11 protein-coding genes are annotated in these 14,049 nt (G+C 64.2%); 4 read left to right on the plus strand and 7 right to left on the minus strand.

Annotated elements, in window-relative coordinates:
• Window positions 1–36: 36 nt before the first annotated feature.
• From BLT16_RS01430 to gorA, 4 genes are all read right to left on the minus strand, one after another.
• The gene (locus BLT16_RS01430) at window positions 37–429 is read right to left on the minus strand and encodes an ectoine synthase (RefSeq protein ID WP_076747947.1); all 393 of its coding nucleotides are present in this window, start codon (window positions 427–429) and stop codon (window positions 37–39) included.
• A gap of 170 nt (window positions 430–599) precedes the next feature.
• Window positions 600–1,865 (minus strand): diaminobutyrate--2-oxoglutarate transaminase, encoded by a 1,266-nt coding sequence (gene ectB / locus BLT16_RS01435; protein ID WP_089656726.1) that lies wholly within the window; start codon window positions 1,863–1,865, stop codon window positions 600–602.
• A gap of 100 nt (window positions 1,866–1,965) precedes the next feature.
• On the minus strand, window positions 1,966–2,544 hold the full coding sequence (gene ectA, locus BLT16_RS01440; RefSeq protein ID WP_089656871.1) for a diaminobutyrate acetyltransferase: 579 nt from the start codon (window positions 2,542–2,544) through the stop codon (window positions 1,966–1,968).
• Window positions 2,545–2,795: 251 nt separating this feature from the next.
• Window positions 2,796–4,157 (minus strand): glutathione-disulfide reductase, encoded by a 1,362-nt coding sequence (gene gorA / locus BLT16_RS01445; RefSeq protein WP_245701391.1) that lies wholly within the window; start codon window positions 4,155–4,157, stop codon window positions 2,796–2,798.
• Between the two features lie 436 nt (window positions 4,158–4,593).
• Between gorA and BLT16_RS01450 the strand changes: the two genes are divergently transcribed.
• Together BLT16_RS01450 and can are read left to right on the plus strand one after the other, a co-directional pair.
• Window positions 4,594–4,950: an RRXRR domain-containing protein gene (locus BLT16_RS01450; RefSeq protein WP_245701392.1), complete on the plus strand. Its 357-nt coding sequence runs from the start codon at window positions 4,594–4,596 to the stop codon at window positions 4,948–4,950.
• An 84-nt stretch (window positions 4,951–5,034) separates the two neighbouring features.
• A complete protein-coding gene (gene can, locus BLT16_RS01455) occupies window positions 5,035–5,673 on the plus strand; it encodes a carbonate dehydratase (protein ID WP_245701393.1) in 639 nt (212 codons plus the stop codon).
• Between the two features lie 49 nt (window positions 5,674–5,722).
• Here can and BLT16_RS01460 read toward each other — a convergent pair whose 3' ends face one another.
• Window positions 5,723–6,868 (minus strand): RNA-guided endonuclease InsQ/TnpB family protein, encoded by a 1,146-nt coding sequence (locus tag BLT16_RS01460; protein ID WP_089656729.1) that lies wholly within the window; start codon window positions 6,866–6,868, stop codon window positions 5,723–5,725.
• Between the two features lie 132 nt (window positions 6,869–7,000).
• Here BLT16_RS01460 and pepQ point away from each other — a divergent pair, with 132 nt between their 5' ends.
• Both pepQ and BLT16_RS01470 read left to right on the plus strand, forming a co-directional pair.
• Window positions 7,001–8,314: a Xaa-Pro dipeptidase gene (gene pepQ, locus BLT16_RS01465; RefSeq protein ID WP_089656730.1), complete on the plus strand. Its 1,314-nt coding sequence runs from the start codon at window positions 7,001–7,003 to the stop codon at window positions 8,312–8,314.
• Between the two features lie 62 nt (window positions 8,315–8,376).
• Window positions 8,377–9,417, plus strand: a complete 1,041-nt coding sequence (locus BLT16_RS01470; protein WP_089656731.1) for a hydrolase — start codon at window positions 8,377–8,379, stop codon at window positions 9,415–9,417.
• On the opposite strand, the gene msrA is transcribed toward BLT16_RS01470, so the two are convergent.
• Both msrA and tamB read right to left on the minus strand, forming a co-directional pair.
• Window positions 9,398–10,033 carry a peptide-methionine (S)-S-oxide reductase MsrA gene (gene msrA, locus BLT16_RS01475; protein ID WP_089656872.1) on the minus strand — a complete coding sequence of 212 codons (636 nt, stop codon included), beginning with the start codon at window positions 10,031–10,033 and terminating at the stop codon, window positions 9,398–9,400. The genes BLT16_RS01470 and msrA overlap by 20 nt on opposite strands.
• Window positions 10,034–10,062: 29 nt before the next feature.
• A complete protein-coding gene (tamB, locus tag BLT16_RS01480) occupies window positions 10,063–14,022 on the minus strand; it encodes an autotransporter assembly complex protein TamB (protein ID WP_340148232.1) in 3,960 nt (1,319 codons plus the stop codon).
• Window positions 14,023–14,049: the final 27 nt, after the last annotated feature.

The following is a 14,049-nucleotide window of genomic DNA, read 5'->3' on the forward strand; positions in this document are numbered from 1 at the left end:
GAGCCTGACGAGGCGTCGATACGCCCTGGCGCTGACTCAGTCCTCGGCCGGCGCGTAGGAGCCATCCTCGCGGTGCACTTCGGTACCGGTGATCGGGGGGGTAAACACACAGGCCAGGTGCATGGTCTTGCTGGCACGCAGCAGGTGTTCGTCGTGCTGATCGAGAATGTAGATGTCGCCCGGCTTGATCGGCCAGATCTTGCCATCGGCCAGGGTCTCGACTTCCCCTTCCCCTTCCATGCAGAACACCGCTTCATAGTGGTGCTTGTAATGGATATGGGTCTCGGTGCCTTCGTAAATACGCGTGATATGGAAGGAGAAGCCTCCGTTATCGCTGGCCAGCAGCAGGCGTGTGCTGTCCCAGTTGCCATTCTCGGCCTTGACCAGACGCTCTGACTGGCGCGCTTCTTCGAGGTTGCGAACGATCATGTGTGTGATCTCCTGAATGCTATGAATCGCGGGTGCCGTGACGACAGGCGCGTAACGTGACAACGGCCCGCCGCAGCGGGCCGTGGATGTTCAGGGTACCAGGCATCCCTGCCCCCTGCTCTGTGTGCTACCAAGCGCGTCCATGGAAGCATGCTTGATAGCATAGCGCGTTAGCCAAAGACTTTCTTGGCACTGGCGTCCAGGATGTCCAGCCCCTTGAGCAGGTCTTCATCGCTGATGGTCAGCGGGCACAGGCACTTGACCACTTGACCATCGTGGCCACTGGTTTCGATGATCAGCCCCTGCTCGAAGGCTTCGGCGGTGATTTTGTCGGCGTGCTCGCCGCTGCCCACGTCGAGGCCACGCATCAGCCCACGCCCACGCTCGGAGGCCGCAATGCCCTTGGCGGTCAGCCATTCGGCCAGCTGCTGGAAACGCTCCTCGACGATGCGACCCTTGCGCTGTACGTCACGCTCGAAGGTGTTGTCGCTCCAGAAATGGCGCATGGCGGCCGTGGCGGTGGTGAAGGCCAGGTTGAAACCGCGGAAGGTGCCGTTGTACTGGCCCGGCTTCCACTTGTCGAGCTCCGGGCGCATCAGCACGTGGGCGAACGGCAGCCCCAGGCCGGAGAGCGACTTGGAGTTGGTCACGATATCGGGCTTGATCCCGGCATGCTCGAAGCTGAAGAACTTGCCGGTGCGGCCACAGCCGGCCTGAATGTCGTCGACGATCAGCAGAATATGGTGAGCGTGACAGATCTTCTCGAGACGCTGCAGCCATTCGATACCGGCCGGATTGATACCGCCCTCCCCCTGCACCGTCTCGACGATCACTGCAGCGGGAATGTCGAGGCCGCTGGAGTTGTCACCGAGCAGCTTCTCGAGGTAGTCAAGGGTATCGGCGTGCTCGCCCAGATAGCCGTCGAACGGCATGAACGAGGCCCCCTGGGTCGGGATGCCGCCGGTGGCCTCACGGAACTTGCGGTTGCCGGTGGTCGCTAGTGCGCCCATGGTCACGCCGTGGAAGCCGTTGGTGAAGGTCACGATGTTATGACGACCGGTGGCCACGCGGGCCAGGCGGATCGCGGCTTCGACGGCGTTGGTGCCGGTCGGGCCCGGCAGATGCACCTTGTATTCCAGGCCGCGCGGTTTGAGGATCAACTCTTCGAGGGTCTCGAGGTATTCGCGCTTGGCTTTGGTCCACATGTCGAGACCATGAATGATGCCATCGCCGGCCATGTAGTCGAGCAGTGCCTGCTTGAGCTTGGGGTGATTGTGGCCATAGTTGAGCGTTCCGGCACCGGCCAGGAAGTCGATGTACTGGCGGCCGTCCTCAGTGGTTAGGCGCGCGCCCTTGGCTTCGGTGAAGACCACCGGGAATGAGCGTGAATAGGTACGAACTTCCGATTCCATGCGTTCGAGAATCTGGGTCTGCATTATCGACCTCCTGATGAGTCAAGGGTCCGGCGTGAGGCTACACGCAGGCAAAGGGGTATCATGCGGCCGCCATTCAGCAGCCGCACGAGAGGGGTTCGGTTCAGATACGATCTGGCTGGAAGGGGCCGATGCGCACGAGGTTTTCCGGGTCGTGCTCACCGCCGAGCTGATCGGTGGAGAAGTACTCGCGACTGTTCAGCGGTGCCTGCCAGCGGTCGGCAAGGCGCTTGAACAGTCCCCAGGAGGCGTCGTTATCCGGGGTGATGGTGGTCTCGAGATGGTGCACCTCGGCCAGCTCCGGGCGGCCCATGACCGCTTCGACCAGACGCCTTGCAAGGCCGGTACCACGAGCCTTTTCACCGACAGCGACTTGCCACAGAAAGTAGGTGTCGGGGGCGTTGCTCTTTACGTAGCCGGAGACGAACCCGACGATCTCCCCTTCCTCGTTGGTTGCCACGGCGCAGCTGTCACGAAACTGGGTGGCCAGCAGCAGGTAGGCGTAGGCGGAGTTGACGTCGAGCGGTGGGCAGGCCTTGACCAGTTCGTAGATGCCCCACCCATCGTCTGGATTGGGCTTGCGAATGAACAGTGGAGAAGACGATTTACCCACCACGGCATCGGCAACGGTGGGCCGGGCGAGGTCAGCAGAGGTCGTAAACGGCTGTGCGGATACGTTCATCATTATACTTCGCAGTTGGCGAATTTGCCCCACATGATAACAAGCACTTATGGATAAATCAAAGAGGCTCTTATCGTGTGACGCAAAATCCATAATCCTGGATTATGTCCATGCTGCCAGCCAGCATGCGCTGGCCCAGCGCGAACCCCGTCTACTCAGTTTAGCCTAGTCTGCGCGAGCCTGAGTGGATCGGGATCACACAACGCAAGAGGCCGCCCCGAAGGCGGCCTCTTGGCTGGCGAATACGGGATTCAGCGGCGCGTCACGCTGCGCATGGTCACGAACTCCTCGGCGCCGGTGGGGTGGATGCCTACCGTGGCGTCGAAGTCCGACTTGCTCAGACCGGCACGCACTGCGATGGCGATGCCCTGGATCACCTCACCGGCCTCTTCACCGACCATGTGTGCCCCTACCACCCTGTCGCTGGCGTCGTCGACGATCAGCTTCATCAGACAGCGCTCGTCGCTGCCTGACAAGGTATGCTTCATGGGCCGGAAGTCGGCGCTGTAGACACGTATCTCAGCGTACTGCTCACGCGCCTCCTCCTCGGACAGCCCCACGGTACCGATATTGGGGTGACAGAACACGGCGGTGGCGATGTTGTGGTAGTCGAGGGGACGCGGCGGCGCATCGCTGAAGTGGTGCTGCACCATGTGCATGGCCTCGGCCAGCGCCACCGGGGTCAGCTCCGGTCCGCCGGTCACGTCCCCCAGTGCCAGGATCGACGGCACCGAGGTTTCATAGCGGTCATTGACCTTGAGCGTGCCGTCGTCATTAAGGGCGATATCCAACCGGTCGAGCCCAAGGCCCTGCAGGTGCGGCTTGCGGCCGGTCGCGGCGAGTACTGCATCGACCTCGAGTGTCTCGCCGCTGGTCAGGGTGACACGGTATGCATCATGCGTCGGCTCGATGCACTCGATATTGGTCTCGAAGTGCAGCTTGACGCCCTTCTTGGCCATTTCGTCGCGGGTGAACTCGCGCACTTCACGGTCGAAGCCGCGCAGGAACAGCTCGCCGCGATACACTAGGTGCGTTTCGCTGCCCAGGCCGTTGAAGATGCTGGCAAATTCCACCGCGATGTAGCCGCCGCCGAGAACCAGGAAACGCTCGGGGAAGGTGTCGAGATCGAAGACTCGGTTGGAATCGATGACGTGCTCATTGCCGGGAAAGTCCGGTACCCAGGGCCAGCCACCGACCGCGACCAGAATCTTCTCGGCGCTGACGGTGTCGCCGCCGACCTCGACGTGATGGTCGTCGAGGACCTTGGCGCGGGCATTGATCAGGGTCACATTGGCCCCCTCGAGCAGCCGCCCATAGATGCCGTTGAGGCGCTTGATCTCGCTGATCTTGTTGTCGCGCAGCGTGGCCCAATCGAAGCGCGGCGCCTCGGGCAGCGTCCAGCCAAAACCGGCGCTGTCGTCGAAGGCGTCGTGAAAGTGGGCGGCGTAGGAGTAGAGCTTCTTGGGCACGCAGCCGACATTGACGCAGGTGCCACCCAAATAGCGGTCTTCGGCTACCGCGACACGGGCACCGGTGGCCGCCGCAGTGCGCGCGGCACGCACGCCACCGGATCCGGCACCGATGACGAAAAGATCGTAGTCGTACTGAGACACAGATATCTCCTGAAAGACGCTAAAGCATTGAAACGATGCACGGATGATACCAGTCATCGCGCAGCGCCGGGAGTGGCGATGACGTTGATCGGCTGTCAGACTCACGGTAAAAGAAGCGCCACCCATGTCACCGCCACAGGTTTGCCGTCGTCAACTACCTCTCCCTGAAGAGAGAGGCTTGTGAACACAAGCCCGGTTGACCAGGGAAAGCGGTAGCCAACCCGCTACGTTTGCAACAGGTCGCCAAGACCCACGCCACCGTGCTTCCTCAGCGGTGGGCTCTGGAAGGTCAGAATCATGCTGGCGAAAGGTAAAGCGCCGAAGGCTCTGATCGCTACGGCAACGTAGGAGCCGGTTGCAGACATTCCCGAGGGGAGACGGGCCGATAGGCCCGCGACACCAGGCCCGTAAGGGCAACGACACGGAGGAAATCGTCATGGCGGTTTTCACGCTCGACAAACACAAACGGCCCCTGATGCCGTGCAGCGAGAAGCGCGCCCGGCTCAACAAGTACGGTTTTCCGCGTGGCTACCTGATGCGACAGAAACAGATCCGTGGCTTCCAGACCGGCGATAGGGTCAAGGCCATCGTGCCGAGCGGCAAGAAAGCCGGCGTGCATGTGGGCCGAGTTGCCATCCGCAAGACCGGGAGCTTCAACATCCAGACCGAACAGGGTGGCGTTCAGGGCATTGCCTGGCGTCACTGCGCCCTGCTGCAACGTGGCGATGGCTACGACTATCACCAGACACCCACCCGTAACGACAAAGGAGGAGCGGGACGGGCGGTAGCGTGAGCCATGTCGCCCTGCGGGCGACGCGCTATCCCTCCCGGCACTAGAAGTACCGGGTATCCCGCGCATAATCTGATGAAGAAACGCATGCAATCGCTGCTCGAGCGCAACCGCGAATGGGCCGAGAAAATGCGCGAGCAGGATCCGGAGTTTTTCTCACGCCTGTCTGAACAGCAGAACCCTGACTATTTATGGATCGGCTGCTCCGACAGCCGCGTACCGGCCAATCAGATCGTCGCCCTGCCCCCCGGCGAAGTGTTCGTACACCGCAATGTTGCCAACCTGTTGCATAACAACGACATGAACGCCCTGTCGGTGGTGCAGTACGCCGTCGATGTCCTCAAGGTCGAGCACATCATGGTGGTCGGCCACTACGGCTGTGGCGGGGTTCGCGCCGCCGTGCAGGGGGGCGAAAACGGTATCGTCGATTTCTGGCTGCACTCGGTGCGTGATCTCTACAGCCGTCATCGTCAGAGCCTCGCCGAGTTGAGCCTCGACGAACAGGTCGACCGCATGTGCGAGCTCAACGTCAAAGCCCAGGTGGATAACCTCTCGCGCAACAAGATCATCCAGCGCGCCTGGCAGCGCGGCCAACCGCTCGCCTTGCATGGCTGGGTCTATGGGCTGGGCGACGGCCGGGTGTCCGATCTCGACTGCACGGTCGAGGGGCTCGACCAGGTACCTCAGCTGTACCGGGTGGACCGCCTCGACCCCATCGATCCGTGAGCAGCTAGACATTGACTGCTCCTCGCCCTGAAGGACGAGGATTCCCAATTCACCGAGAACCGGACGCGGAGACTGGCTCCATGCCGCTTACATTCTCTCCAAGGGCTAACACCGCCAGCCCGGCGGCTTTGATGTTGATCGCGGCATTGATGTCGCGGTCGTGTTCGGCGGCGCACTCAGGACACGTCCAGGCCCGAATCTGCAACGGCATCTCGGGCATCACGTGGCCACAGCCTGAACAGCGTTTGCTGGAGGGATACCACTGGTCGACCGCCGACAGTTGCCGGCCCGACCAAGCCGCCTTGTACTCCAGCTGGCGGACGAACTCACCCCAGCCGGCATCGCTGATCGACTTGGCCAACAAGCGGTTGCGCAACATGTTCTTCACCTTGAGGGACTCGACGCAGATCACTTGGTTCTCGTTGACGATCTGGCGGGACAGCTTGTGCAAGCGGTCCATCCGGCAATCGGACATCTTGGCGTGAAGGCGGGCGACCTTCTGTCTGGCTTTGGCACGGTTCTTCGAGCCGAGTGTTTTCTTGCTCAGCCGACGCTGCGCCTTAGCCAGACGGGCCGCGTACGTCGCCGTATGGCGGGGGTTGCCGATTCGATGCCCATCGCTGGTGACGAACAGGTCTTTCAGACCGAGATCAATGCCCACCATCTTCGGCGTGACAGGCAGCATCTCGGGCTCGAACTCGCAAAGGCAGCTGACGAAGTAGCGCCCTGCGGCGTCCTTGGACACGGTAACGGTAGTCGGTTCGCTTGGCAGCTCGCGGCTCCAGCGGATCCCCAGCGGTTCTTTGCACTTGGCCAGGAACAACTGACCATCGCGGTACTTGAAGGCCGAGCGAGTGAACTCCGCCGACTGGCGATGCCGCTTGCTTTTGAAACTGGGGTAGCGGGCGCGACCTTCGAAAAAGTGCTTGAAGGCCGTCTGCTGGTGGCGAAGGCACTGCTGAAGCGGGACCGAGCTGACCTCGTTGAGAAACGCGGTGTCATCGGCCTTCTTCATCCGCGACAGCTCAGCATTGGCCGCCATATAGCCGACCTTTTCCTTGCGGTCGCGGAACGCATCGGTGCGATAGCGAAGCACCGCGTTGTAGACGAAACGCACGCAGCCGAACGTCCGAGCCAGAAGCTGTACCTGCTCAGGCGTCGGGTAGAAGCGATATTTGTAGGCGCGTTTCGTCATACCAACACTGTATAAATAAACACCCATAGATAGCAACTACCTAAGCAGGAGGCAGCGAGAACAGGGTCGTCCTGGCGGACGACGCGCTATCCCTCCCGGCACTAGAAGTACCGGGTATCTCGCGCAAATCTGATGAGCGAACGCGACACGCTTCATCTCGCCCATCTCGAGGCGCTACAGCATGCCTACAGCGCCCTTCTCGAGGCCGCTGGCATCGATGCGCTGTGGATCTACAGCGGTGCGCCCATGTCGCATCACGGCGACGATCAGTATCCCGCCTTCAGGGCCTATGGCCACTTCGTCCACTGGGTGCCGATGGCCGAGCTGAGCCATAGCTGGCTGCTGATCCGTCCCGCTCAGCCGCCACTGCTGCAAATCCATGCCCCCGACGATTTCTGGCACCTGCCTGCGCAGCGCCCGGACGCCGCCTGGAGTCGCGCCTTCGAGATACGCCTGAGCGATGACGCCGCACCCCCCGATTGTTCGGCCACGCACCGGGCGGTGATTGGTGATCTGGATGCTCAGCAAGCCGGCGCCATGGGAGCGACACTCAACCCGCCCGCACTGCTCGACGCCCTCGACCGTGGCCGCCTGCATAAGTCCGCCCATGAGGTGGCCTGCCTGCGTGACGCCAATCGCCAGGCGCTGGCGGGCCATGCCGCCGCGCGTCAGGCCTTCGAGGCCGGCGCCGGCGAACTGGATATCCATCTCGCCTACCTGGTCGCCAGTCGTCAGCGCGAATCGGCGTTGCCTTACGACAGCATCGTCGGCCTCAATCATCACGCCGGCGTGCTGCACTACCAGCACTACGACCTCGAGGCGCCTCAGCAGCGGCATGCCCTGCTGGTCGACGCTGGCCATCGCGAGCGCGGCTACTGCGCCGACATTACCCGTACCTGGGCAGGCCCTGCCGCTCCGGACGTTTTCGCCTCACTGCTCGAGGCGATGCAGACGCTGCAGCGAGAGTTGATCAGCGCCTGTGCGCCAGGCGTGGCATTCGTCGAGCTGCATCAACGCATGCATTATGCGCTCGCGGCCATGCTGATCGAGCACGGCGTGATTCGATGCTCTATCGAAGCGGCCGTGACGGGGGGGATAACGCGCGCCTTCTGTCCGCATGGCCTGGGTCACTCGCTGGGCATCCAGGTCCACGACGTGGGTGGCAAGCAGAACGATGCCGGCCGCCCGCTGCCGTCGCCTGCGACCGACCCCGCGCTGCGTCTGACGCGCCCGCTGTCACCGGGGATGGTGGTGACCATTGAACCCGGCTGCTATGTCATCCCGATGCTGCTCGAACCGCTGCGCAGCGGCGGTCTTGCGGCGCAGATCGACTGGTCGCTGGTCGAGCAACTGGCGCCCTGTGGCGGCATTCGCCTCGAAGACAATATCGTCATTACCGACACCGGCCATCACAACCTGACCGCGCTGGCCCAGCAAGAGACCTGATACAGGTTGCGTGGCGCCGACAGCGAGATAAGCTGGAAGTACGCCCATCCATCGAGGCTGGCATGTCACGTACTATCGTTCCCGCGGATTACCGCCCCCCGCGCGGCTTGAGCAACCGCCACGTCCAGACCCTGCTGCCGCGGCTACTGCCGCGGCGACGGCTGGCGCGAGATACTGAAATCCTCAACCTGCCGGATGGCGATTTCGTCGAGCTGGCCTGGCTGCGCCAGGCCCCGCGCCGCGACGATGCCCCGCTATTCATTCTCTTTCACGGGCTCGAGGGATCCTTCGATTCTCCCTACGCCGGTGCGCTGATGGGAGCCGCCCAGCAAGCCGGTTGGCGGGCGGTGATGATGCACTTTCGCGGCTGCGGCCAAGCCCCCAATCGCCTGCCACGCGCTTATCACAGCGGCGACACCGCCGACGCCTACTGGGTGATCGGCCAGCTCGCCCAGCGCTACCCTCACGCTATCAAGGTCGCCGCCGGGGTATCGCTGGGGGCCAACATGCTGGTCAAGCTGGTGGCGGAACAGGGGGGAGATGGACTCGACCTGGCCGGTGCCATCGCCATCTGCGCCCCACTCGATCTGGCCGCCAGTGCCGATGCCCTGAATACCGGTTTTGCACGAATCTATCAGCGCCACCTGCTGCGCTCGCTGAAACGCAAGGTGATGGCCAAGATGGCTCAGGGGCCGATGCCGATCGCGCTGTCACCGCATCAGTTCAAGGAGCTGGATAGCTTCTGGGCCTATGACAACGAGGTCACCGCGCCGCTGCACGGCTTCAGCTCCGCCAGCGACTACTACCGGCGTGCTTCCGCTGGGCGCCTGCTAAGCGAGATCGAGCTGCCCACGCTGATCCTGCACGCTGCCGATGACCCCTTCATGCCCGGCGACCTGTTTGACCACCTGCCGACGCCGTCGGATTCGGTGCGTGTCGAGATCGCTCGGCATGGTGGCCACGTCGGCTTTCTTGAATATCGCCGTGGCGGCCTGCGTTCCTGGTTGGCGAGGCGCGTCGGTGAGCAGCTGAACGACTGGGCGGCACTGGGTAGTGCCGCCAGTGGACAGCCAATTCCCTCGGCTAGCCGATCGGACAACTGACCCCGGTTCCCTTCAGCCCGCAGTAGCCGTGGGGGTTCTTGGCCAGGTACTGCTGGTGGTACTCCTCGGCGAGATAGAATGCCTCGAGTGGTGCAATCTCGGTGGTGATAGGCCCTCGTCCGGCGGCTTGCAGCGCCTGCTGGTAAACATCGCGACTATGCGTGGCAGCCTCCAGCTGCGCCTGCGAGGTGGTATAGATCGCCGAGCGATACTGGCTGCCTCGGTCATTGCCCTGGCGCATGCCCTGGGTGGGATCATGGGCCTCCCAGAATACCTGCAGCAGCGCGGTGAGCGGCAACCGGGTCGGATCGAAGACCACCCGCACCGCTTCGGTATGGCCGGTCAGTCCGGTGCAGGTCTCCTCATAGGTCGGGTTGGGCGTATAGCCGCCGGCATAGCCCACCGCAGTGACGTACACGCCGGGCAACTCCCAGAACAGCCGTTCGGCCCCCCAGAAACAACCGAGTCCCAGCACCACTTCCTCGTAGCCCTCAGGAAAGGGTGGCAGCATATTGGCGCCATTGACCAGATGCCGACCGCTGACGCGCAGCGGCGTGTCACGCCCCGGGAGCGCGCGCTCTGGGTCGACCATGGATGTCTTGTCGTGCAGTGGCATGTTGCTCTCCTCGCTCATTATCAGGCACCTCAGCGCGCCTCGTCGGCACGCCCCAGGCTGAAGCTGTAGACCAGGTCAACGGCCTGGGCTGCTCCTGAGACAGCCTGCAGGTACAGGTTACGCCACAGCGTATAGCGCAACGTCAGCTCGGCGATCGGCGAGAAGATCCCCACCCCGTAGCTGACACGCAGGTCATCGGTCAGCTGCCCGCTGACCACCACCTGGCTTTCGTCGCCGGTGCCGGCGGTCTCCAGCGCTAGATCATCGACGCCGAACGCCTGGCCGATCTGGCCCACCGCACCACCGGTCTGCGACAGCGACAGGCCGATCAGCGCCGATGCCAGGGCGCCATCAGCATCACTGTCCCCAGGGGGCCGGCCGCGCAACAGGTAGGAAAGCGCCCGTCCCTCATCCATCGACGGCTCCGAGAACACCTGCAGGTCGGGCGCTTCAGCGGCACCGGTCACCCGCAGGCCAGCGATGACATCATCCTCGGTGACGTTGGGATTGCGAATCGCCTCGAAGTCGAGCAGCGGCTGGTCTGCAGGGCCACTGAACAGCAGCTGCCCGCGCCGGATCAGCAGGTCCTGGCCAAAGGCACGGAAGCGACCATCGACGAGGTTGACCTCACCGAACAGCTGCACCGGCCCGGTCTGCTGGCGCACCTGCAGGTTGCCGCGCAGGCCACTCTCCAGGCCATAGGCCTCGAGCTGCATGTCGGGTCCCAGGGATAGATCCACCTGCACATCCAACTGGATGCCAGCCTCGGCCAGCGCCTCGGAGGTCGCTTCGTCGGCCCCCTCCTCGGCGCGCTCGGCGGCACGCGCCGCCTCACGTTCAGCACGGCGCTCGTCGCGTTCGCTGATGATGATTTCATCGCTGCTGGGCGTCACCGCCGAGGCCGGCATCTGGCCGATCTCGAGGCGTGCCCAGGGCACCTCGACCAGCCCCCGCACCTCGAGGCGCTCGGGATCAGCGTCGATAGTCAGGTTAGGAGAAATCCGCAACCGGCCGATATCGGGCAGTTCGGCAAGTAGCGGATCGCTGCGGCCATCGAGCGTGATCGATGCCTGCCAGTCGTCGGCGCTCGGCCAACTGGCGCTGCCGTCGATGGTCAACTGCCCCTGCTCGGCGGCGATCAACCCACGAATATCGGCGCGATCGCCGGCCAGCAGGATCTCGAGATTGCCATCCCGCACTTCCACCGGCACGTCACCGCCCCGTGCCTCCAGACCGCTCAGGCGAATATCACCGTCCAGACTCGGCTCGGCCAGGCTGCCCCCGAGGGTGACATCACCGGTGATTCCCCCTTCCAGAGTCTGCATATCCGCCACCAGTGCCTGGTAGGGGGCGAGCCGGATGTCGTCGAGTATCAGACGCCCCTGGAGCGGGCCCTGATTGACCGGGTCGTCGATATCGATAATCAGGCGGATGTCGCCGGCATCGGCCAGCGACACCCCCAGCTCGGCCTCGGCGCGCGCCTGGGTGGCATCGACATCCAGGCGTAACTGCGAGGCCGGCAGCTCCCAGGGCTGACCGAAGGCATCCAGCCCGCTCAGTGCCAGGTCGCTGCCGAGTCCTAGATCCAGCGACCAACGCGCACCGCCCGCCGCCCACTCGGCGAGTAGCTCGGCCTGGGTCTCGCCCTCCACCGACCAGCCCTCGGGCATGAACTCCTCGAGCAGCGACATCGGCAGATCGCGAATCGCCAGCGCTGCGCTACCCTGCTCGCCGCTGGCACGCAGCGTGTCGGTGACGCACAGCCGGCCGCCACGATCGTAGACCAGGCAGAACGGTTGTACCTGCACGCTGCCCGCGGTGAGGTTGGCGGCAAGCTCGATCGGCTGGTCGAGGCGGACATTGCCGTGCTCGCTGTCGACCTCCAGCGGCGAGAGACTCGCCTGATAGCGGTCGCGGGCCTGATTCAGGGCGCCCTCCAGTGCCAGGGCGGCGCGTGATAGCGGCATGCCGGGGCCGGCTATGGCCTCGAGTTCGAGGCGATGGGCCGAAAGACGACCATCAAGGTCGAGGCTGACGCTGGAAAAGCGCTGACCGCCGGCGTTGAGGCGCTCGATCTCGAGCGCCGCGTCGAGGGTCGGATCGTCGAGGCCGCTGACGCGAGCGCGCAGTGACAGCTGCTCGAGCCGGTTGTCGGCGGCGGACAGCGAGTCCCCGACCAGGTCGAGCCGCAGCTGCGGCGCTTCCAGCGTGCCGGCCACGTCGAAGTCGCCCTGCAGGCTGCCGCCCAGCTCTGGCGACAGCGTGGCGAGATCAGGCGCACGCAGGGTGCCACTGAGGTCGAGGCGCTCGGCGACTCGCCCGCGGGCGGTGAGGCGATTGTCGCCCTGGCGCAGGTCCAGGGCGGCGATGTCCCAGCGCATCTCGCTATTGCCGCTGAGCTCGGCGTCCAGGGCCAGCGGCAGCTCCTGCAGTTCACCGCGAATGCTCAGCGCCGGCACCTGCAGTGCCCAGCCTTCAGGCGATTGCACGAAGCCAAGCTCGGCGTTGCCGCTGAGACGGCCTTGCACCGCATCGGTAAAGACGCCAGGGTCGAGATTATTGAGCTGCAGCCGGGTGTCGACATCTATTCCGTCCAACCAGCGCACTTCGCCGTGACTGATCAGCGAGCCGCCCTGCTGCACCGTCACCGACAGCGGCGTCCAGACGAAGTGTTCGAGGTCGCCATTGCCGTTCAACGCCAGCCGCGTGGCCGGTAACTCGGGGCCCTCGGCGTTGACCGAAAGTGCCGCCTGGTAGCCCAGCAGGCTGCCCTCGAGGCGTAGTACCAGATCGTTGAGGGCGTAGGGGGCTTCAGTCTCGTCGCCCTGCTGCTCTTGCACGGCGGGAAGCGGCCACTCGAGACGCTCGGCTCGGGCGCTGATGCGCATAGGCAGCGTCGGGTCGAGCACATCGAGGCGAGCCGTGATGTCGGTGTTGATCTGCCCGGTAGTGGTCAGTTGCGCATCGAGTGCAGAAAGACGTCCGCCCAGTGTCAGGCTCAGCCGCTCACCGGCCAGCTCGGGCATGATCTCAGGAAGGTACAGTTCGCCATCGAACTGAGCCTCGAGTGGATAGTCATCGCGGAGTGCCACGCTTGCTGACAGCGACAGGTCGGCGTCGGCCGTGGCCAGATCGAGACTCGTCAGATCGACCTGCTGGTCCGCCGCGCTGACCGCCAACGCCAGGCGCTCGACACGATACTCGACGGGGCCAAGCAGCTCTGCGTCGAGGATCTCCAGCGATGGCACCTTGACGTTGAGGGGCAGCGAGATCTCGGGCAGCTGGATACGCTCGCGCTCCTCGAGCGGTAGACTGGCCACCCCCTCGAGCTCGGCTGCCGCTTGAGCGGGTAGCGGCGACTGGGCGGCGATGGCGGCATCGATGGCCTCGGCCTCAACGCGCGGCGTGGCGCCATCCTCCTCAGGCGGCAGCGCCAACCGCGCACCGGGTGTCAACGGCAGCATGATACGCAGACCGAGCAGTTGGGTGGCATGCAGCTCCAGGTCGCTGTTGCTGGCACTGGCTCCGCTGGTGAAACGGTCCCAGCGCAGGCGAGTACCGTCACCGAGCTGGATATCGACATCCTCGAGAGACAGCGCGCGCAGTTCGATCGGGAACGGCAGGGAGATCGGGTCGAGGGCCTCGGGCGGATCAGCGGCCGGCGCTTCGTCCTCAGCAGCGGGTTCCCCAGCCGCCAGACGCACGCTCAGCCCGCGCACCGCCAGGCGGTCGATGCATAGGCGTCCGCTCAACAGGCAGTCGTCGGCCCAGGCCAGCTCGAACTGCGCCAGGCCGACGCTGGCAGGCCCGGCCTCGAGACGCAGGCCCTCGATGCTGAGGCGGTCGAGTGGCGCTCCCTCCGCGGCCTCGTAGGTGTACCAGCCGCGCTGCTGCCCCTGTTCCAATAGCAGTCCTGTCCCCCAGGGGGATAGCGCAAGTCCCAGGGCAAAGATGATCAGGCCCATCAGCCAGAGTGGCAGCCACAGCACGGCGCGTATCAGCGCCCAAATCAATCG

It is taken from the genome of Franzmannia pantelleriensis (assembly GCF_900102875.1).
Lineage (GTDB): Bacteria > Pseudomonadota > Gammaproteobacteria > Pseudomonadales > Halomonadaceae > Franzmannia > Franzmannia pantelleriensis.